Source organism: Falsibacillus pallidus (assembly GCF_003350505.1).
GTDB classification, from domain to species: Bacteria; Bacillota; Bacilli; order Bacillales; family DSM-25281; genus Falsibacillus; species Falsibacillus pallidus.
Genome location: NZ_QQAY01000004.1, coordinates 185,937 through 206,954, shown reverse-complemented (window position 1 = coordinate 206,954; position 21,018 = coordinate 185,937). Strand labels below are relative to the sequence as shown.

At 41.1% G+C, this 21,018-nt stretch carries 21 protein-coding genes and 1 riboswitch; of the genes, 10 read left to right on the top strand and 11 right to left on the bottom strand.

Annotated features, from left to right (window positions below; genetic code table 11):
* Positions 1–12: 12 nt before the first annotated feature.
* The gene (locus DFR59_RS09995; protein ID WP_114745474.1) at positions 13–2,868 is read right to left on the bottom strand and encodes a 2-oxoglutarate dehydrogenase E1 component; all 2,856 of its coding nucleotides are present in this window, start codon (positions 2,866–2,868) and stop codon (positions 13–15) included.
* A 599-nt stretch (positions 2,869–3,467) separates the two neighbouring features.
* Here DFR59_RS09995 and DFR59_RS09990 point away from each other — a divergent pair.
* The 5 genes from DFR59_RS09990 to DFR59_RS09970 all read left to right on the top strand — a co-directional run bounded on the left by DFR59_RS09990 (position 3,468) and on the right by DFR59_RS09970 (position 5,629).
* On the top strand, positions 3,468–3,710 hold the full coding sequence (locus DFR59_RS09990) for a spore germination protein (protein ID WP_114745473.1): 243 nt from the start codon (positions 3,468–3,470) through the stop codon (positions 3,708–3,710).
* A 24-nt stretch (positions 3,711–3,734) separates the two neighbouring features.
* A complete protein-coding gene (locus DFR59_RS09985; protein ID WP_114745472.1) occupies positions 3,735–3,977 on the top strand; it encodes a spore germination protein in 243 nt (80 codons plus the stop codon).
* Positions 3,978–4,011: 34 nt separating this feature from the next.
* Positions 4,012–4,518, top strand: coding sequence for an Hsp20/alpha crystallin family protein (locus DFR59_RS09980; RefSeq protein ID WP_114745471.1), 507 nt, complete (start codon positions 4,012–4,014; stop codon positions 4,516–4,518).
* 94 nt (positions 4,519–4,612) lie between these two features.
* Positions 4,613–5,119, top strand: coding sequence for an Hsp20/alpha crystallin family protein (locus tag DFR59_RS09975; protein WP_114745470.1), 507 nt, complete (start codon positions 4,613–4,615; stop codon positions 5,117–5,119).
* 39 nt (positions 5,120–5,158) lie between these two features.
* Positions 5,159–5,629 carry a hypothetical protein gene (locus DFR59_RS09970; protein ID WP_114745469.1) on the top strand — a complete coding sequence of 157 codons (471 nt, stop codon included), beginning with the start codon at positions 5,159–5,161 and terminating at the stop codon, positions 5,627–5,629.
* A 20-nt stretch (positions 5,630–5,649) separates the two neighbouring features.
* Here the strand turns inward: DFR59_RS09970 and DFR59_RS09965 are convergent, their stop codons facing one another.
* Positions 5,650–7,059: a HAMP domain-containing sensor histidine kinase gene (locus DFR59_RS09965; RefSeq protein ID WP_114745468.1), complete on the bottom strand. Its 1,410-nt coding sequence runs from the start codon at positions 7,057–7,059 to the stop codon at positions 5,650–5,652.
* Positions 7,056–7,739 carry a response regulator transcription factor gene (locus DFR59_RS09960; RefSeq protein ID WP_114745467.1) on the bottom strand — a complete coding sequence of 228 codons (684 nt, stop codon included), beginning with the start codon at positions 7,737–7,739 and terminating at the stop codon, positions 7,056–7,058. The genes DFR59_RS09965 and DFR59_RS09960 overlap by 4 nt, the downstream gene beginning before the upstream one ends.
* A gap of 662 nt (positions 7,740–8,401) precedes the next feature.
* Between DFR59_RS09960 and pxpB the strand changes: the two genes are divergently transcribed.
* The 3 genes from pxpB to DFR59_RS09940 are packed head-to-tail and all read left to right on the top strand — an operon-like array spanning position 8,402 to position 10,836.
* A complete protein-coding gene (gene pxpB, locus DFR59_RS09950) occupies positions 8,402–9,100 on the top strand; it encodes a 5-oxoprolinase subunit PxpB (RefSeq protein WP_245948441.1) in 699 nt (232 codons plus the stop codon).
* Between the two features lie 6 nt (positions 9,101–9,106).
* On the top strand, positions 9,107–10,066 hold the full coding sequence (locus DFR59_RS09945; RefSeq protein WP_114745465.1) for a 5-oxoprolinase subunit C family protein: 960 nt from the start codon (positions 9,107–9,109) through the stop codon (positions 10,064–10,066).
* On the top strand, positions 10,066–10,836 hold the full coding sequence (locus DFR59_RS09940) for a LamB/YcsF family protein (protein WP_114745464.1): 771 nt from the start codon (positions 10,066–10,068) through the stop codon (positions 10,834–10,836). Before DFR59_RS09945 ends, DFR59_RS09940 begins: the two co-directional genes overlap by 1 nt.
* Positions 10,837–10,869: 33 nt before the next feature.
* Here DFR59_RS09940 and gntK read toward each other — a convergent pair whose 3' ends face one another.
* Together gntK and DFR59_RS09930 are read right to left on the bottom strand one after the other, a co-directional pair.
* Positions 10,870–12,420, bottom strand: a complete 1,551-nt coding sequence (gntK, locus tag DFR59_RS09935) for a gluconokinase (protein WP_114745463.1) — start codon at positions 12,418–12,420, stop codon at positions 10,870–10,872.
* 76 nt (positions 12,421–12,496) lie between these two features.
* Entirely contained in the window at positions 12,497–13,849 is a 1,353-nt protein-coding gene (locus tag DFR59_RS09930) for a GntP family permease (RefSeq protein WP_114745462.1), read from the bottom strand.
* A 220-nt stretch (positions 13,850–14,069) separates the two neighbouring features.
* On the opposite strand from DFR59_RS09930, the gene DFR59_RS09925 reads away from it, so the two are divergent.
* On the top strand, positions 14,070–14,915 hold the full coding sequence (locus DFR59_RS09925) for a MurR/RpiR family transcriptional regulator (protein ID WP_114745461.1): 846 nt from the start codon (positions 14,070–14,072) through the stop codon (positions 14,913–14,915).
* A 93-nt stretch (positions 14,916–15,008) separates the two neighbouring features.
* On the opposite strand, the gene queE is transcribed toward DFR59_RS09925, so the two are convergent.
* The 3 genes from queE to queC are packed head-to-tail and all read right to left on the bottom strand — an operon-like array spanning position 15,009 to position 16,827.
* A complete protein-coding gene (gene queE / locus DFR59_RS09920; protein WP_114745460.1) occupies positions 15,009–15,731 on the bottom strand; it encodes a 7-carboxy-7-deazaguanine synthase QueE in 723 nt (240 codons plus the stop codon).
* Positions 15,731–16,165 carry a 6-carboxytetrahydropterin synthase gene (locus tag DFR59_RS09915; protein ID WP_114745459.1) on the bottom strand — a complete coding sequence of 145 codons (435 nt, stop codon included), beginning with the start codon at positions 16,163–16,165 and terminating at the stop codon, positions 15,731–15,733. The genes queE and DFR59_RS09915 overlap by 1 nt, the downstream gene beginning before the upstream one ends.
* Positions 16,162–16,827, bottom strand: a complete 666-nt coding sequence (gene queC, locus DFR59_RS09910; RefSeq protein ID WP_114745458.1) for a 7-cyano-7-deazaguanine synthase QueC — start codon at positions 16,825–16,827, stop codon at positions 16,162–16,164. Before queC ends, DFR59_RS09915 begins: the two co-directional genes overlap by 4 nt.
* Before the next feature lie 119 nt (positions 16,828–16,946).
* A riboswitch (PreQ1 riboswitch) is annotated at positions 16,947–16,990 on the bottom strand.
* A 283-nt stretch (positions 16,991–17,273) separates the two neighbouring features.
* On the opposite strand from queC, the gene DFR59_RS09905 reads away from it, so the two are divergent.
* Positions 17,274–17,795 (top strand): hypothetical protein, encoded by a 522-nt coding sequence (locus tag DFR59_RS09905; protein ID WP_114745457.1) that lies wholly within the window; start codon positions 17,274–17,276, stop codon positions 17,793–17,795.
* A 31-nt stretch (positions 17,796–17,826) separates the two neighbouring features.
* Here the strand turns inward: DFR59_RS09905 and DFR59_RS09900 are convergent, their stop codons facing one another.
* From DFR59_RS09900 to DFR59_RS09890, 3 genes are all read right to left on the bottom strand, one after another.
* Positions 17,827–18,636 carry an SDR family oxidoreductase gene (locus tag DFR59_RS09900; RefSeq protein WP_245948440.1) on the bottom strand — a complete coding sequence of 270 codons (810 nt, stop codon included), beginning with the start codon at positions 18,634–18,636 and terminating at the stop codon, positions 17,827–17,829.
* Positions 18,596–19,168: a PadR family transcriptional regulator gene (locus DFR59_RS09895; RefSeq protein WP_114745455.1), complete on the bottom strand. Its 573-nt coding sequence runs from the start codon at positions 19,166–19,168 to the stop codon at positions 18,596–18,598. Before DFR59_RS09895 ends, DFR59_RS09900 begins: the two co-directional genes overlap by 41 nt.
* Before the next feature lie 214 nt (positions 19,169–19,382).
* The gene (locus DFR59_RS09890) at positions 19,383–20,894 is read right to left on the bottom strand and encodes an MDR family MFS transporter (protein ID WP_114745454.1); all 1,512 of its coding nucleotides are present in this window, start codon (positions 20,892–20,894) and stop codon (positions 19,383–19,385) included.
* Positions 20,895–21,018: the final 124 nt, after the last annotated feature.

The following is a 21,018-nucleotide window of genomic DNA, read 5'->3' as shown; positions in this document are numbered from 1 at the left end:
TCCTCCTCTAAATTATCGTGTTAAAGCTTTCTGTGCAGTCCTTGTGATCGCTTCGTTTACAATCCTGGCCTGTTCTTTTCTGTGTACAATCGGATCCCCTTCTGCAGGACTGGATCTTCTGCGTCTACCCACATATTCTACTTTCACTCCGTTTGGAGCAGCTTCACACAACCGCGGCTCGACAAATGTCCAGCCACCCATATTTTTAGGTTCTTCTTGGACCCAGATGATTTCTTTCAAATTCTTATATTTTGCAAATTTTTCCCTGATGATTTCAAGCGGGAATGGATAAATTTCTTCCACTCTCAAAACATGAAGCCAGTCCATGGATTCTTCTGTTTCTTTCAATTGATCGGCAATATCAATCATGACTTTTCCGCTGCCAAGTACGATTCGTTCAACTTTATCTGCCTCTTGACCCATACCAGGCTGCTCAAACACAGGCTGGAATCCGCCATTGATCAGGTCTGCTCCTTCAGCTGAAGCCAAAGGATGGCGTAGAAGGTACTTCGGTGTCATGATGATTAGCGGTCTCACTTCTTCTTTCTGAAGGATCGCTGCTTGTCTTCTTAAGATATGGAAATACTGTCCTGCAGTAGATAAATTGGCTACAGTCCAGTTATTCTCAGCACCCATTTGAAGGAAACGCTCCATTCTCGCACTGGAGTGCTCAGGGCCTTGTCCTTCGTATCCGTGAGGAAGCAGCATGACGAGACCTGACTTTTGTCCCCATTTAGCGCGTCCAGATGAAATGAACTGATCGAACATAACCTGGGCAACGTTTGAGAAGTCCCCGAACTGCGCTTCCCAGATGACCAGCGTCTCAGGAGCAAATACATTATATCCATATTCAAATCCAACAACTGCTCCTTCAGTCAAAGGACTGTTGTATACAACAAATGAAGCTTTAGCATCATCGATATGGTGGAGAGGCAAAAGTTCTTCACCTGTTTTTTCATCATGAAGGACCAAATGGCGCTGAGCGAATGTTCCACGCTGTGAATCCTGTCCTGTAAAACGGATAGGCGTTCCGTCCTTTAAGATGGAGCCAAATGCAAGCGTTTCAGCATGTGCCCAGTCAATTTTACCATTGCCGTCAAAGACGTTTTCTCTGCGCTTAAGGATGCGCTCAAGCTTTTTAAATGGACTGAAATTCTCCGGCCAATTAAGAAGCTGAGAGTTAAGATTGCGGATATCTTCTTCGGCAACTGATGTATCTATGACAGGCAGTCCTTTTGCAACATCTTCCGGCGGCTCCATTGTCGTATCAGGATTGTCTTCTTTTGCAGGGACTTTATCAAAGGCAGCCTGAAGCATATCCTGAATTTCCTGCTCGATTTTTTCAGCTTCTTCAGCTGAAATGACGCCCTCTGAAACTAGTTTTTCAGCATAAAGTGCACGTACAGTAGGATGTTTGTGAACCAATTTATACATCATAGGATTAGTGACCATCGGCTCGTCCATTTCGTTATGGCCAAATCTGCGGTAGCCGATCAAATCGATGACAAAATCCTTCTTAAAGGCCTTGCGATACTCATAAGCAAAGAATGCAGCAGCCAAGCATGCTTCTGGATCATCTGCATTGACATGAAGGATTGGAATTTCAAATCCTTTGGCAGTATCTGAAGCATACATAGTCGAACGAGAATCATAGCTTTCTGTTGTGAATCCAATCATATTATTCGCAATAATATGGATGGAGCCTTTTGTGTTGAAGCCTTTAAGTCCGCTTAGATTCATCGTTTCCGGTACAACTCCCTGTCCCGGGAAAGCTGCATCTCCATGAATCAGGATAGCAAATGATTTTGAACCTTCTTGTACGGGCACCCCTGGAGCATTGCGGTCTTCTTGGGCAGCACGAGTATATCCTGCTACGATCGGGCTCGCTACTTCCAAGTGGCTCGGGTTATTGGCTAATGTAATCCTTGCTCTGGCAGTATCGCCTTTCTTCAATTCACGATCTCCGCCAAGATGGTATTTTACATCTCCAGTCCATCCATAGGTAATTCCTGTAGATCCTTCTGAAGGAATCATGTCCTTGTTTGGCGCATGCTGGAATTCTGCAAAAATCTTTTCATATGGCTTTTCCAAAACGTGCGCAAGAACATTCAAACGGCCGCGGTGAGCCATTCCAATGTTGACTGTTCTTGTTCCACTTTGTACAGAGTTTCCTATCATTTCATCTATCAATGGTACAAGTGTATCCAAGCCTTCGATTGAGAACCTTTTTTGGCCTACAAATGTACGGTGGATGAATTTCTCAAACCCTTCCACTTCAGAAAGCCTTTTCAGTAATGCCTTCTTCTCATCTTTGGAAAGATCACGGAAAAAGCTTCCTGTCTCCGCTGTCTTCCTCAGCCAATTCTTTTCTTCCAAGTCATGAACATGATGAAATTCAAAAGCAAGCTTGTTCGTATACACATTTTTTAAATGGTTGATTGCATCCAATCCATTCTTAACATGGGCCGGAGCATCCGCCATAAGAAATTCGATCGGTACATTCTTTAGATCTTCTTCTGTCAGATCATACTGTGAAAGTTCAATTCTGCGCGAATCCTTTTCCCTGTCATTCAAGGGATAGATATCTGCGGCAAGGTGTCCATATGCACGGATATTGTCCGCTAATTTAACTGCAGAAACAATTTTATTGAACATAGAAGGGTTCGCAGGAAGTTCATACGATGCATCCCTTTGTTCCGTTTCTGTGGATTCGGATGGAGGACCCCACTGCTCAAATAGAGCTTTTAATTCAGGATCGACACTTTCCGGGTCTTGCTGAAATTGCTCGAAAACTTCCATTACATACCCAAGGTTAAAACCATTCAAGTCATGCCAAGGATTGCTTTGGTTCGATGCTTGTTGTCTCATAATGAAAAACCTCCAACCATTTAACCTTTTTTAAGGTCCCTATCCACCATTTTATGAATAGGTGTTTCTATAATTATTATTTCAATGTAGGAATAAACCGCTTTCACATTCATTTTATCACTCTAAAGCGTCAAGATAAAGGCTAAAAACAAATTTTAAACAAATTGTCTTAACCGTCATTCCTTGTTTTTTTACTATTTTTTCTAAATTTGAAAAATAGCAGGAAACTGAATAATCGATTATTCTGAAATAACAATTTATTCGCGTTTCTTTTTTCTGGTCACCTTCCATCAAGACTAGGAAACTAGCTATTTTTTTCATTAACCATCTTACTACTATTGCCTAAAAAAACCAAATGTTTTTTTCGATAATTGTTATTTTAACTCGAAATGCGCAAGTTGCTTGTACAGAGGCGTAGAGACTGGACATTCGTATGGCGCAATTGGACAGATTTAAGGTTCCCTCTTATCCTCTTCCCCTTTTCCACCATTTTACAAACCATATTTAAATTACCTGCACCCTCCTATTCTCCAACTCTAACGAACGCATGGGCATTTGCATGCATACAATACACCATCATGAGAAAAGGATGTGTGTGGATGCAGACAGTCATCAATATCTTCAGCATCAAGGTCAACAGTGTTTCCAACAACGGCTCGATCAATATCGGCGAAGCCCTCCACAACTCTCCTACAGCAAATCAAAAATCACAGGGCCAGACAACGGCGTATGGAGATTATGCAGCGCCTGCTTCAGCAATGGAAAACGTATATATCGATCCAGATCTAAATGATCAAGGAGATATCATGGATAATACTCCGGTCATATCAAATCAAATGTAAAGGTCACTCTGAAGGAGGAGGACCATGCCTTTTCAAATTAATGTATTCAATATAAAAACGAACGGCCTCGCCAACAATGCGAATATCAATATCGGCGCCGCCGTCCACAACAGCCATACAGCCAACTCCAAATGGGTTGGAGCTACCTTTGGTCTTGGGGACCTTTCCACTATCGGCTCACTCCTAGCCAACAGTTACATTGATTTTGATGTAAGCGACCAGGATCAGATTGCCAATCCGTCCGCCCCTATTACAAATCAACTATAACCGAGATTTCAGAATTATGAGAGGATGACATGGAATGTTTCCTTGGAATATGATGTTCCCATTTAATAAAGATATGAAAAATATGATGAAGGAAATGAAGCCGAATGAAGTGGAGGGATATGTTGAAAATATCATGTCAAAAATTTTCCCCGGACAGGGCCAATCCATGTTCAATCCAGGGGACATGATGAAGCAAATGAACATGAATCCTTTTTTACAACCAAATGGGGCAGGAGGATCTTCAACAGCCCGGTCTGCAAATGAAATCCATGCAGATGTATTCGAAACATTTGAAGATGTATTTGTCCGTATTCCTGTGAAGGACGAGGGAAACATCAGCCAGCTTCGGGTATATCATACGACAAATCAAGCTATAGTAGAAAATATTCCAAATCCGGGAGAACGACATGTCATCACCCTTCCCGCCCTTGTCAGAAAGAAAGGCTCCTATGCCCAATATAAAGACGGGATACTCGAGATTAAGATTCCTAAAAGCATTGATATGCAGTTTACAGAAGTAGACGTCTCTGAAAAGGCTTGAGACGTCTTTTCTTTTATTTATGGCTCAATACATACATGAAAGCCCTTTTTCTTTAATATGATGTAGTTAAGAACAAATTGGGAGGCGCCTCCAGATGGATATGGAAAAGTTAAAACAATGGCTTGATCTGACGAAACAATACCAATCAGAAAATTTTTGGCATCAGGTTTTCGATCAGAATTCAACAAGCGAAGAACTATTCGGCCCTTTTCCACAGGGGCAGCAAACCGGAAGGAAGTTCCAGGGACCAACATCCACCTTCCCCCTTTGTGATGTATATGAAAAAGATCAATTATTGTTTATCGAGGTCGAAGTGCCTGGATTAAGAAGAGATCAGCTGGATATAAAATTGGAAGACAACAAGCTGGTTATTAAAAGTACTTTTAAAAATTTTCAGCCTTCCATCCGTTATTTTAAGAAAGAACGGTTAAATAAAGAATTCGAGAAAAAGATTCACCTGCCCTATGATATAGACCCAAGGAATATCAAGTCTTCCTTGCAGCAGGGTGTATTAACCATCCAATGCCCTTTTGAGAAAAAGCAGGGTGGAGTTTCTATTCAAATTGATGAAGTGGATGAATCTTCTTCCCCCGGCTGGTAAAAAGATTTTTAATGCAGATAGTCTTTTTGGAGGTGCTAAATGTTTACATGGCGTAAGAAAAAGCAGTCAGCTGATTGGCACCGCCTGGAGAAAAAAATAGATCGGCTATCCCATTCATTAGAAAAAATCCAAAAAACGCAAATTTCCATTTTGGATCAATATAAAGAAGCTGCCCATGGAGACGGGGAGCATTCTAAGATTAATATTGAAAATTTAAATGTAGATAAAGTGATAGTGGAAAGCCTGGAATATAGTAATAATTTCGGGCAGCTGGGGATTAAAGAATTAACCGGTAAATTGAATATCGGGACCAGTTATGAAGGAAAAAGCAGTAAAAAGCTGAAAAACAAGAAAACTAAACAGGAATCCGAAGAACGCGAAGCTGCTTCGCCTATTCCAAAATTAACTATGAAAGCAAAAAAATACGAAGAAAAGTTGAAAAATAAGACCCAATCAATAGAAAGAAAGATGTCTGGAAAAGCAGAATTAAAAGAAACCAGTGAGGACTGAACCTTACTGGTCATTTCAATTTAAGATTTGAATGGAAGAACAAATTGGACGCGGGTACCTTCATCGACTTGGCTTTCTGCCGTGATATTGCCGCCATAGCCTTCTATGATTTGTTTCGCAATGGCCAAACCTAAGCCATTCCCGCCTTTCTCACGGCTGCGCGCTTTATCCACTCGATAGAATCGGTGAAAAATGCTGGAAAGCTGGTCTTCCGGGATACCTATACCCTTATCCTCTATGATGACCTTCACATCTTGTTCCATTTCTTCTATTAATATCGTAATATTTTTGTTTTTATCTGAATATTTCACTGCATTATCAAGAAGGATGATGAGAACCTGCTCAAGATGGTGGTCGCTTATTCCTACCTGATGGCTAAGGTTCCCTCTTTGATCAAATATGAAGGTATATTCCTTATGAAGGAGCTGAAAATTCTTCAGTACTCTTTCAATTGTCGAGACGATGTCTGCAGAAGCCTCACCATCCCCTTTTTGAATTTGCTCAGCACGGGACAGCTCCAGCAGTTCTTGAACGAGATATTTAATCCGATCCAATTCCTGCAGTGAGGCAAACAATGACTCATCCAGGATGACCTCATCCTTTTTCCCCCATCTATTCAATAATGAAAGGTGCCCCTCCATGATTTGGATCGGAGTCCTCAGTTCATGCGAAGCATCTTCGACAAACTGCTTTTGCTGCGCAAAAGAGCGTTCAAGTTTGTCCATCATTTCGTTGAATATAACTGTCAGTTCTCCGATTTCATCATGTGAGCGGCTCGGCTCCATCCTCTGCTGAAACCCTCTCCGCTGTATCATTCTCATAGCATTGGACAGTTTCTGCAATGGTTTAAGGAAATTCTTTGCCATTAAAAACCCAAAGACCCCGCTCAATACTAGCGCAGCCAATCCGAACATACTCATGACAAACCAGAGGTTATTCATCATCTGATGATATCTGTTCAGCGGATATATGACTTCAACGTATCCATTGAACTGTCTGGATTGGATAGGCATTCTTCCAACATACAGCTTTTTACCGTTTGTCTGGAGCTGCATGATGGTTTTTCCATCGACGGGCTGAAACGGGATATAGTAATAGGGATCCTGTTCATTATGGACAACAAATACTTCTTTTCCTGATGTATCCGTGATCCTGATCGTCTGGTTTTTCTCTACGATTTGTTTGATTAAATCTTCACTGTCTGAAAGATCGGCCATGTCGATGTCCGGCCCTCTTTGTTTATAAAAAATAGCCAATTCATCAAGAACTTGGCGTACGTTATTTTCTTCTTCATTCAGAAGCCAATTGCTGATGACATGATATTGAAAAAAGCTGAAAATAAAAAAGGTGAAGAAAATAGCCGTACTGGCGCCAATCGACCATTTTACCTTAAGGGAGCAGTTGTTGAACCAATTCAGTAATTTATTCATTTTCTCATCACATAGCCCGTCCCGCGTACAGTCTGTATATAGCTTTCTTCACCGGGATTATCGATTTTATTTCGAAGGTATCGAATATACACGTCAACCACATTGGTTTCAACTTCTGTTTCATAGCCCCAGATTTTATTGAGGAGTGCTTCCCTCGTCATCACAATGTTTTCATTTTCCATCAAGGTCTGCAAAAGTTCATATTCCCTCTTGGTCAAATCGATTACTTCTTCGCCCTTTTTTACAATCCTTGATTCTTTCTCCAAAGTAATATCCCTGAATGTAAAAACTGTCATGGTTTGTTTCGCTGGTACTGCAGTTTCCATCCTGCGGAACACAGATCTGAGCCTCGCCAGCAACTCTTCAATGGCAAACGGCTTTACTATATAATCATCTGCTCCATGATCAAGACCTGAAACCCTGTCCATTACACTGTCCCTCGCTGTGATCATGATGATAGGCGTTTCCTTCACATGACGAACCCTTCTGCAGACCTCCATGCCATTCAGGCTGGGAAGCATCAGGTCAAGAAGAATGACATCCCAGTCCTGTTCAAGTGCCTGTTCGAGGCCTTCCCTTCCATCATTGCAGACAGCAGTTTCGTACCCTTCGTACTGAAGCTCCAATTCAATGAACCTTGCCAGATTTTTTTCATCCTCTATAATTAAAATCCGCTTCATTATTCACACCTGCTTTTTAGACAATAGGTCAATAGTATAATGCCCTTATTTTAACCGACTTTTTTGAAAAATTAAATCTGTAATTGCATGTACGATCTCTATAGATTGAAAAGCTAATAGCGAAATGGCTGATAAACTGAAGAATGCAATCGGTATAAGTCTAATCCAAAACATATCCATACGCCTCCTTCTTTATACATTCCATTGTGTCAAAAAAACATTAAAATCAAATGAAAAACTGTTAATAATACTTTAAAAAAAAGAGGGTTGATCCAAGAATCAACGCGATTCCGGATCAACCCAAAGCAGAAACTTTAGAATGGGTATTATAAGGATAAAACACAAATGCAGAACAAAACCGGCTGCTAATGGCCTGTTCTACAATCATATAGTTCATCCAGTCCTTAAAAAGGGGGCTGCCATCCTTGTCCTAACTGAACACCATAGTCATCATAAAACACAAAAAAGAAAATGGAATGAAAGAAAGATTAAAATTTCATTAAAAAATATCCAATTGTAAAACTATGAACCAAAATCTCTCCGTAATAACGTTGCCCCCATCCTACATTCTATTTAACTAGCAATTGAAAGATTTGAATGAGTTTGATACCATTAATGCATAAATTTCAGAAGATTACGACTTAATTAAGAAGGTGTCTGTTTTGCCAATATCCTATCAAGCATTTCCTTTAGGCGATTCTGCCATTATGCTGAAATTCGGCCAATCCATCTCGCCTGCAATTAATAAAAAGATCCATTTGGCCTGCACTATGATCGAGCAGGCCAATTTTCCTTTTGTAAGGGATATAGTACCCGCTTTTACCACATTGACCATTCATTATGAACCATTTCATTTTGATTCTATTCATCCATACAAAAAGATGGAAGATTTGATTGCTGGTGTTCTGCTTAAGGAAGAGTCAAACATTCAGGGTGAACAAAGACAAATCGAAATACCTGTTTGCTACCATTCCAAATTCGCATTAGATCTCGAAGAATTATCAATCAATAAACAGCTTTCGAAAGATGAAATAATTGAGGCGCATATATCACCGGTCTACTCTGTGTATTTCATTGGATTCTCACCGGGATTCCCGTTCTTGGGTCCGGTTGACAAGAAAATTGCTTCCCCTCGGAAAACGAATCCCAGAATTTTAGTGCCAAAAGGTTCTGTTGGAATTGTTGGCAGCCAGACTGGCATTTATCCCGTCAGCAGTCCAGGCGGATGGCAGATCATTGGAAGGACTCCAATCGATCTGTTTAACCTTGAAGATTCCCCTCCTGTGAAATTAACACCTGGAATGGATGTAAAGTTCTATCCAATAACATTAGAAGAATTTGAGAATTGGAGGGAAGATTGATTTCCTATGAAAATTTTAAAGGCAGGTTTAATGACCACCATTCAAGATTTAGGAAGGTTCGGCTTTCAAAAATATGGGATTACTCGCTCAGGCGCCATGGATCCATTTGCTGCTAAGTTGGCTAATCTTCTTGTCGGCAATAACATGAATGAAGCAGTATTAGAATTCACTTTAATCGGACCTACAATTAAATTCTTGCATGACAGCCTCTTTTCCATCGCCGGAGGAGACTTTTGTCCTCGTTTAAATCATCGCCCTATTCCAAACGGAGCACCTATAATAGCCAGGGAAGGCGATATTCTTGAAATAAAGAATTCCACAAAAGGGGCAAGAGGGTATCTTGCCGTAAAAGGAGGAATTGATGTTCCGGGATCGTTGGGAAGTAAATCGAGTGACTTAAGATTAAAAATGGACGGACTGTTAGGGAGAAAGCTGAAAAATGGCGACTGCATCCCAGTGGCGAAATATGGAGAGTTCTCCTCCTCACAAACGAACTGGCGGCTTAGTCCGCAGATTTTTTCTTATCTCAAAGAAGCAGAGATCCGTGTTACAGATGGCCTGCAAAAAAACTGGTTTCAAATGGAGAGTCTTAACGCTTTCTGCAATAATCCCTACCAAATCACTTCTGAATCAGACAGGATGGGTATGCGTTTAGATGGAGAAAAACTGGAACGGAAAACGGATGAGGAGTTATTGACCGAAGGAGTGGCTATGGGTACAATTCAAGTTCCACCTTCCGGTAAGCCGATCGTGCTAATGGCCGACTGCCAGACGACAGGCGGCTATCCGAAAATTGGACAAGTCATTACAGCCGATTTGCCGATCTTAGCTCAAAAAAAACCAGGCGAGTCCGTATTTTTTTCATTTATTACAGTTGAAAAAGCTCATCAGCTGATGTTTGAACAAAATAGTTTACTTAATGAAATAAAATCATCCATTCAATTTAAAATTAAGGAGATGAATTAATGTTTAGCATTGATTTGAATTGCGACTTAGGAGAAAGTTTCGGTTCTTATTCGTCAGGAAATGATGCAGAAATCATGAAGTATATCACATCAGCGAATATTGCGTGCGGGTTTCACGCCGGTGATGCCATGGTGATGAAAAAGACTGTCCAATTGGCAAAAGAAGCTTCGGTTAAAATTGGGGCACACCCCGGATTTCCTGATCTGCAAGGATTCGGGAGACGCCAAATGGTATTATCTTCAGAAGAAATATACTCCATCACACTGTACCAGCTGGGAGCACTGGAAGGATTCCTTCGCAGCCATTCCCTCACGCTAAATCATGTAAAGCCCCATGGAGCTTTATATAACATGGCAGCAGACCATGCTCCTTCCGCCGCTGCAATTGCCAAAGCAGTCTATGATTTTGATAATTCACTGATCTTTTATGGACTATCAGGAAGTGAATTGACAAGAGCAGCTGAATCATTTGGATTGAACGTGGGTTATGAAGTCTTTGCCGACCGATCCTACATGCCTGATGGTAAATTGACGCCTCGCACCCATGAAAAAGCGTTGATTTCAAACCTTGACCAGGCAGTCAACCAATCATTGCAAATTATTACTAAGCAGACGGTCACCGCCATTGACGGCACTGTCATCTCTATGAAAGGGACTACCATTTGTCTTCACAGCGATGGACCTGGTGCACTGGAGTTGGCCAAAAAATTGAATAAAGAACTGAAATCTGCAGGAATCAAGATTAAAAGTTTAGAAAAGGAAGCATCTTAATGAGGATGCTTCCTTCTTATTGGTTGAGTGATTTTATTTTTGCAAATTGGTTTGTTTTGCTTGAAAAGCAGCAATTTCACTGTATCCTTGGTCGAACATGCCAGAAAGCCGTTCAAATATAGGGTAAAGCTGTTTATAAACATCATTAGTATTTTTTATAGGGTGATGCGCATGTACAGAGCCCACCATTTTATCGACAATTGACAAGTCCTCTATTTGACCAAGTCCATACATCCCAAGCACGACTGCCCCTAAACAAGAGCTTTCAAAACTTTCAGGAACATGAACCTCATATCCAAACACATCCGCCAGCATCTGCCTCCAGACCTTTGAACGGGCAAAGCCCCCTGTTGCCTGGATTTTCGCCGGCACTCCTGTCAACTCTTCCATTATGAGTAAAACGGAATAGAGATTCATTACAATCCCTTCAAGAACAGCCCTGATCATGTGCTCTTTTTTATGGTGCAAGCCTAATCCGAAAAATGATCCCCTTGCGTCTGCATTCCATAAAGGGGCTCTTTCCCCTGACAAATAAGGATGGAAAATCAGTCCTTCCGCCCCTGGGGAAACCTTGTCGGCCATCTCTGTGAGCAAATCATAAGCATCCACACCGAGCCTTTTTGCTGTTTCTATTTCTGATGCCGCCAATTCATTTTTCGCCCAACGGAATATCATGCCTCCGTTATTGACCGGTCCTCCTATCACCCAATGTTGATCCGCCAAGACATAGCAGAACGTCCTGCCCAATGGATCTGTTCTTGGCTGATCGACTACTGAACGGATAGCACCGCTCGTACCTATGGTCAATGCAGCAACACCTGGTTTAATAGCATTCACTCCAAGGTTGGATAAAACACCATCACTTGCTCCGATAATAAAATTCACCTCTGGATCGACTCCCATCAATTCAGCGAAATCAGGTGAAATCCCCTTAATCGAATAAGTAGTAGGCACTAATCGGGATAATTGACTTGGGGTGATTTTCGCAAGATTCAGAGCCTCATAATCCCAGTCCTTCTCCTTTAAATTAAATAAACCAGTTGCAGAAGCGATGGAATGGTCGACGATATATTCATTGAATAACTTATAGAAAATATATTCTTTGATTGATATAAATTTCTTAGTCTTCTTTACCAATTCCGGGTGCTCTGCGTTCAGCCATAGCAGCTTCACAAGCGGGGACATCGGATGGATAGGTGTGCCTGTCCTTAAGTAAATCTCATGCCCTCCGTTATTTTTCAAGTATTCAGCCCATGCAGCGCTTCTATTATCAGCCCATGTAATGGATGGAGTAAGCGGCACCCCATTTTCTCCTATGAGAATAAGGCTATGCATTGCAGAACTGAACGAAATGAAATCCAGCTTTTTGCTTTCTATCCCGGATTCCTCAATGCATGTCCTGATTGAATGCTGGACAGCCAAAAATATTTCATCTGGATCCTGTTCTGCAGTGGAGGGAGTCGGAGTATGGAGTGGATACTCTACCCCCGAACGGTGCAGGGCTTCGCCTTTTTTATTGAAAAGGACCGCTTTCGTACTCGTGGTCCCAATATCCACGCCGATCATATATGGTTTCAAAGTCATTTTCATTCCTCCCTAAAAGCAAGTCAAAGAAAAGGAAGAGAGGCGCTGCCCCCTTCCTTCATTCAATAATTTCATTTTATGCAATAAATAATCCGATTACAAACACCACTATAAAACCGGTGAGTGCTACTATAGTCTCCATGACTGTCCATGATTTAAGAGTATCTTTGACATTGAGGCCGAAGTAGCGGTTTACTAGCCAAAAACCTGAATCGTTGACATGTGAGAAAATGGTTGCCCCTGAAGCTATGGCGATAACAATCAATCCAAGCATAGGGCCTTCAAGTCCCATAGTGGAAATAAGCGGCGAAATCAAGCCTGCTGCAGTGACCATGGCAACTGTTGCAGACCCTTGTGCTACACGGACGACAGTGGCAATGATGAAGGCCAAAAGAATTGGAGGCAAGTTTGATCCTGCCATCATATCCCCAAGTACCTGTCCAACGCCTGAATCAATCAATACTTGTTTAAACACGCCCCCGGCGCCTGTAACTAAAATGATGATTCCAGCCGGCTCCAATGCTTTTGTGGCAATTTCCTGCACCTCATCCCTTGTGTATCCACGTTTAGTTCCCAAAAGTATAAACGTCAATATTGTGGCAATTGTCAAAGCAACAAAAGGATGGCCCAAGAAAGTAAAGAATGTACGCAGATTATTCCCTTCCGGCAGAACCGCACCAGTAACAGTGTTCAATAAAATCAATACCAATGGAATGGAAATCAAAGAAGCAATCAAGCCGAAACTTGGAAGATCTTTATCATATAGCTTCCCTTCTGTTGCCTGATCCTTCATATACTCAGGCATTTCAGCGTGAATGCGCTTTGCAATGAATTTCCCGAATACCGGTCCTGCCAAAATCATTGCAGGAACCCCGGCAATCGCTCCGAATAAAATGACCCATCCTAAATCCGCGCCAATCAAATTAGCAACAGCGATAGGACCCGGCGTTGGCGGAATGAAGCTGTGGGTAACAGCCAACCCTGCCAGTAGCGGGATACCATAAAACAAAAGGGATTTTCCCGTCTTCTTTGATAATCCATAAACGATTGGAACCAAGATAATGAACCCTACATCAAAAAATACCGGGATGGCTACCAGGAATCCAGTGATTCCCAACGCCCACTGAGCATTTTTTTCCCCAAACTTTCCAATGAGTGTCTGTGCCAATCGTTCAGCACCGCCTGAGACTTCTAGCATTCTTCCGAACATCGCTCCTAAACCAACAACGACTGCTACAAATCCAAGTGTTCCCCCCATACCCTTTTCGATGGTTTTCACAACATCGCCAAGAGGCATTCCAGCTGCGATGCCAACTAGAAGACTGACTAAAATGAGAGCTACGAATGCATGCAGCTTCGTTTTCATAACCAAAAATAACAAAAGAAAAATTCCTGCAAGCGCTACCAAAATTAACGTGCTGTCTGACATATCTATTTCCTCCAATCAATTTTACTTCACAAAACTATGTAAATTATTTGCTGCAAGAAAAAAATTCGAGTAAAAACTACTAAACTTGAAAAAAATTTCTTTCCCGCATTTCTAATTATAGAAAAATATTTTTCTTTTGCAACCGTTTTCACGAAAATATTTTTCTTTTTTTCATTATGATGTATACTATTTTTGAAAGCACTTTCAGGAGGTAGTCCCTATGAATCTATCTTGCATAGGCAGTATTCGTACAAATTATTCCATTCTTAGTGATACAGAAAAAAGAATAGCGGACTATATATTAAAAAATCCGGAACAGATAATCCATCGTTCGATCAACCAATTAGCCGATGAATTAAACGTAGCCGATTCAACTGTTTTTCGTTTTTGCAAAAGAATAGGCTTTAAAGGATATCAGGCATTAAAAATTTCTCTCGCTTCAGAAGTAATGGGAGCATTAAAGGATATTCATGAGGAAATTAGGCAAGGAGACAATGTTTTGACTGTTTCCGAAAAAGTTTTTCAATCCAATATTAAAACCATTGAAGATACCATGCACCTATTGGATCAAATGACTATGGATAATGCAGTTGAAGTACTGTGCCAAGCCAAAAAGATTTTCTTTTTTGGCAATGGGGGCTCAGGAATAATCGCAATGGATGCTTATCACAAATTTATAAGAACAGGCCTTCCTGTTTACGCCTCCACTGACAGCCATATACAATTAATGACCGCTTCACAGATGACGCCAGATGACTGTGCAGTTTTCATTTCACATTCCGGCTCAACGAAAGATATTCTTTTAGTACTTGATATTGTGAAAGACACTGGTGCATCTTCCATCGGAATCACCAATTTTTCAAAATCACCATTAAGCAAAAAGGTCGATATATCCCTTTTCACTTTATCGGATGAGACGGATTATCGTTCAGAGGCATTATCCTCACGCATCGCACAGCTCACGCTGATAGATGCCCTTTATGTAAATATCATGATGAAACAAGCTGACAAAGGACAGGCAGCTCTTCAAAAAATGCGGCAAGCCATCTCATTAAAGCGCATATAAAAACGCAGCCCTTTTATTAAGGACTGCGTTTTCTTTATGATAAGTTATCCTGTTTTATACATAATGCAAAAAACTTTGAGAAAAGAGCCATGATCAAACCCCTTTTTTATTCCCCCATACATAGGTATGAAGCTGCGGGAGTACTCTCACGTCATTTAGTTCTGAGGATTCCATTACTTTGTCGATCAGATTTTCGTATTGATCAACCAGTCTTCCAAGGAGCTTTTCATCATCCGTCTCCGTCAATGAATCATTTCCAGTCTGCAGATAAAATGGGACATCAGGATATCTGGTATGGACATCTTTTGCATATGCCAGATCTTCATCATTGAAGATCACCACTTTTAAGCTGAAATCCCTCTCATTTGTCTGTAACTTTTCTACAATGTCGGAAAGAATCGAGAAATCAGTCTTCATCAGTGAACTCGGAGGCTTGGGGGAAATCGTCAATTCATCGATTTGTAAAAACCAATCCTGCCACTTGCTTCCCTGAGTTTCTAATGCCGTCTTGATACCATTCTCATGAAGAATATCAATAAGCTGATGAAGATCTTTTAAAAGGGCAGGGTTCCCGCCAGAAATGGTTACATGTGAAAAGCGGCTCCCACCTGTTTCTTTTAACTGGGAAAATATTTCTTCTGCCGTCATCATATTGATATCTTCCTTGGCGGAGCCATCCCATGTAAAAGCCGAATCACACCATGAGCAGGAATAATCACATCCTGCAGTCCTGACAAACATCGTTTTCTGGCCAATAACCATTCCTTCTCCTTGAACGGTTGGGCCGAAAATTTCAATTACCGGGAATTTTTTCATTAAGAATTCCCCCTCTTGGGACGATAGATGACATAGCTTGTTGGGGTCTCTCTTAAAAACACTTGCAGACAGACAGGCTTATTAGACAAGGTATCCAGATGCTCCTGAATGATTTCTGCCACTTTCCTTGCAACAACCTCGGTCGTTGGATAATCCTCTGCATTCTCATCAGAGAAGAGTCCATCTTCATTGAGTAAGGAATGATCAAAACGATCATGGATCAATTGTTTTATCTTTTGAAAATTGATCAAGAATCCCGTTTCATCTAATAGATCCCCAGCGATGGTCACATTGGCAAAATACGTATGGCCATGTACATTCATGCACTTTCCAGCCCTTTCATCGGGTACGTAATGAGCGGAAGCGAACTGAAAATCTTTATTTAATTCATAGGAGTAGTTATGGGCCGGTGAAGGATAGATTTGCTGAATCATCGTGCATCTCCTCCTTGCCTTTTTTCCAAATACTGCTCCAATCCACGGGCTCGCAGCTTGCAAGCAGGACATTCACCGCATCCGTCGCCTTTGATTCCGTTATAGCATGTAAGTGTTTTTTCTCTGATATAGTCAAATGCACCGAGCTCATCCGCGAGCTCCCATGTTTCAGCTTTATCGAGCCACATCAATGGTGTATCAAGGACAAACTGATAGTCCATCGCTAAATTTAATGTGACATTCAGGGATTTGACAAATACATCCCTGCAATCGGGATATCCGCTGAAGTCGGTCTCGCAAACACCGGTAATAATATGCTTTGCACCTTTTTGCTTCGCCAATACTGCAGCGAATGATAAGAATAAATGATTTCTTCCATCAACAAACGTACTTGGAAGTTCACCATCACTTTCTTTTATTTCAATATCCGTCCTTGTCAGGGCATTAGGTGCCAGCTGATTTAATAAGGACATATCTAAAATATGATGTTCGATATTCAATTCCTGTGCAATTTCCTTTGCACATTGGAGTTCCAGATTATGGCGCTGGCCATAGTCAAATGTGACAGCAATGACTTCCTCAAATCTTTTCATTGCCCAAAACAGGCATGTCGTGCTGTCCTGGCCCCCACTGAAAACAACAATTGCTTTTTGATTTATCATGATCCTCGATCTCCTCCCATTATTGTCAGCATATCGCTTCAGGAAAGAAGAAAGAGATTCTCTGAACGGCTCTACGTAGTTTAGAAAATAGAAAAAAACCATATCAAAATGATACCGTTTTGATCTTAGTTTTTTATAGAGGGAGTTCACGAACCTCTCCTGCCCATAAAGACAGAATTCTTCTATTAATTCCTTTGTACTATATCATAAAACGGAGAAAAACGCACCCCTTGCCAACTATGTAAATTAATTAATTTTTTCGTATGGATATGCAAAAACCTTATATCAATTCTATTTAAATACCCCATAAATTCTTATTTTTATTCAAAAAACCGCATTCCTGATATTTCAGAAAATTGATGATCAGCAAGGATTCCAGTAAAATAGTTCAATGTGTCTAAGAGCGGAAAATAATTATATCTATATTTCCAAGGAGGAGAAAAACGATGGCTTCATATGCAGACATTTTTGCTCCAACAGAAGAAAGATCAAAAGAAGAATTGATAAAAGAAAAGGATCAATTGGAAATACAACTATTCAGGATGCAGCAAAGCATGCAAGAGATTGCGAAAAAGTGGGATGTACTGGGGATTGACCAAACGAAAGAAGATAACTGGGTCGTTGTTTATGCATTAAATGATGGGAATCAATGCAAGGTAATGGTGAACGATTGTGAAACGACCTTCCAGGGGGTTTGGGACTTTTCCATCCATGCCACATATGCAGATAACGATTCGATCCATATCGGTGACATCAAAGGTCCGGCAGATAGAGGCTATGGTTCCATCTGCATGAAACATTTAAAAGAAATAGCTAAAGATCAAAATATCCCTTCCATAACAGGTGACATTGCAAAAAGGGATTGGGATCACGTGGACAGGCTCATTCATTTTTATGAGAAACATCAGTTTGACGTAAGCATCGATAAGAATACAAAATCCGGAGAAATCATCTGGGTCAACGAATAAGAGGGTATCCCAAGATGGATACCCTCTTTCTTTATCTTAAAAATCCTCCTTCTGAATGGATGACCTGCCCTGTGATCCATTCAGCTTCAGGGCTTGCCAAAAAGGCCACCAATCTTGCAGCATCCATCGGCTGACCAGGTCTCCCAAATGGAAATCTTCCGTTTAACTCCCGCTTTATTTCTTCTGTCATCCATCCAGTATCTGTCGGGCCTGGATTGACTGCATTCACCGTAATCCCTTTTGGTGCTGCTTCCGCTGCGAGCGTTTTCGTGAACGCTTCAACTGCTCCTTTAGAGGCGGCATAGGCTAATTCACCAGGCATTGCTCCAAGCGACTGCCCTGAGGTCATATTAATGATTTTCCCTCTCACCCCAAACGAGATGTTTTTACAGAATTCACTGCTCAGCAGTGCCGTATTCCTTATATTGACGAAGTAGTGTCGATCCAGTTCCTCAGCATCCAATTCTTCGTAATTGCTGCGAGTAGAATAGGCTGCATTGTTTACAAGTACACACAATTTGCTCTCGAACTGGTTTGCTCGATCCATAATGTCTTTATAAGCATCTCTACAGCTTAGATCAATCTCTATCCCTTCAGCCTTAACTCCTTTTTCTAACAGTAATTCAAGCAGCTTCTCATGCTCATTTTGGCTGTATTCGTCATGGTGAATACGGTCATATGAAGGCCAATACGTGTAAAGGATATCGAATCCTTTATCCGCGAGAGCCAGACATATAGCAGCCCCTATTCCCACCATCCGGGTAGCACCGGTAACAATAGCCATTTGATTTAAAGCTCGATCACCATAGATCTTCATCAAGTTCCCCCATTCCGATTTCATGAAGCTTCCCTTCTTCTAGATCTTTATAGATCTCTCGCAGCCAGACAAGTTCTGTTTTCAGCTGCATCCACACGCCAAGGATAATGTACAGCTTCGCTCGATCTTCGGATTCCTTTTTGACTGAATAAAGGATTTTGATTTTATTGAGGAAATCTTCAGTATCCCTAATTTTTTTTATCAGCCTTTCTTTTACCTGCTCTGGATTGGCATAGTTCGCAAAAGAAAGGGCAGCGTAGATCGGTTTAGAAATCTGCTCCTTTTGACCAAGCTGCTTCATCAAAATGAATTCGAATTCCGCTTTTCCTTTTGATGTAATGCGATAAATCGTTTTATCAGGACGGTTGGTGTCTTTTACTACCTCCGCCACTTCAATGAACCCCTCTTCTTTTAGCTTGTCAAAAGCATAATAAAGAGAACCGGGAGCCATTTTAATATAAAACTTCATTTGACGGGACTTCACTAGCTGCTGTATTTCGTAGGGATGTTTTTCTCCTTCCATCAACAACCCCAGTACAATCAGTTTCATGCTCATGCACGTCACCTTTTTCTTTTATTTTGGCTCTTTTCTCAAAGTCTGTTGCTTTTAACCAAATTTAAAACCGAATGCAAATAAAAATAAACATATTTAGCTTGAAAAGAGCCTAGATACTCCTTTTCAACGCGCCAAACGGCTAATATCACGTTAAAATCGGCAGTAAGATTTTAACAACAATGTTTACGAAAACAGCCTATATTTTCAAGCTTCATTATTTTGCTTTCATCGTTTTTTTACTTGGCTGAAGTCTTGTGCCGCCCATCAGGAATACGGTGATCAGCGCCAGTGCTAATGGAATCAATGCATAGGCAAAGGCAGTTGTAATAGAGGATGACATAGCATCAGTAATTTTATCCAAAACAAATCCAGGAATCTGCTTTCTCATCTCAGGCTGGAATATCTCCTGAGGATTTCCAAATTTATAACCCCCTCCAGCTGAACCTTTAAAAGCATCCTGAAGATTATTGGTAAACACTTTAGACTGAATGGCACCAAACACTGTAATTCCGATGGTCATTCCGAATGAACGGAAAAATGCATTGGTAGAGTTGGCAGAACCCCTGTATCTTGGATCTAAATTGTGCACCGTTGCGTTTGGGAGCAGAGAAAATGAAAAACCTACCCCAAATCCGGACAGTATCATAAATAGAGTCAACAAAATGCGGCTGGTGTCTGGAGTCATGGTAGCAAGAAGCACCATCCCTGCAATAAACGATATTATGGATACAAGCATGATATTCCGATAGCTCGTTTTTGCCATGAATATCCCTGCAAATGCACTACCCACCACAGAGCCAAGCATCAATGGCGTCAAAATGAAACCTGCATTTGTCGCACTTCCTCCATAAACAGCCTGAACAAAAATTGGGATGAAGATGGTCAAGATAATGAATGATGCTCCATATAAAAACGCCAATATCTGAGACGCAGCGAAAAGCCGTCTTTTAAACATCCAAAATGAGATGATCGGACTTTCAGCTTTTCTCTCGACAAACATGAAAACAACGAAGAATAGCACAAATGAAGCGAAAAGTCCGATAATGCGGATGGATGCCCACTCATATTCTTTGCCGCCCAATTCAAGAGCGAACATAAGACTCACCACTGAAATAATTAATGTGGAAGCACCCCACCAATCAATTTTTTGCTTTTGAAGATTTGATTTTTCTTTATAGGCAGTCAATATGAATATTAAAGATAAAATTCCGATTGGTACATTTACATAAAAAATCCAATGCCAGCTGATGTTATCTGTCAAATAAGCACCGATCAATGGTCCAAAAACGGAAGCAGAACCGAACACAGCACCGAGGAGTCCTGTGATCTTCCCCCTTTTTTCCGGAGGGAATATATCAAATACAATGGTAAACGCAATCGGCATCAAAGCCCCGCCGCCGATTCCTTGAAGTGCACGAAATAGGCTCAGCTGGGTAATCGTTTCTGCCAGCCCGCACAAGGCCGATCCAATGAGGAAGATTGCCAATCCAAAGATATAGAATCTTTTTCGCCCATACATATCAGAGAGTTTCCCGAATATCGGCATCCCTGCCATGACAGCAACCATATAGGCAGAAGTCACCCATACAAATTTATCAAGACCCCCTAAATCTGATACGATTGAGCCGAGGGCAGTCGCCACGATCGTATTATCCATGGCGGACATTAGGATGCCAAGCAGCAGTCCGGCTACAACAAGCTTTACATTGCTTCCTTTTTCTATCATTATAATTGCCCCTTTCCATTATGAAGTTGGTTCTATTTATTATATTCAAATTTGAGTAATAAACCAATACACAATGTGCTCAAGCGTTTAAAAAATCTCCTACGGGTGTATAAATACTATATAC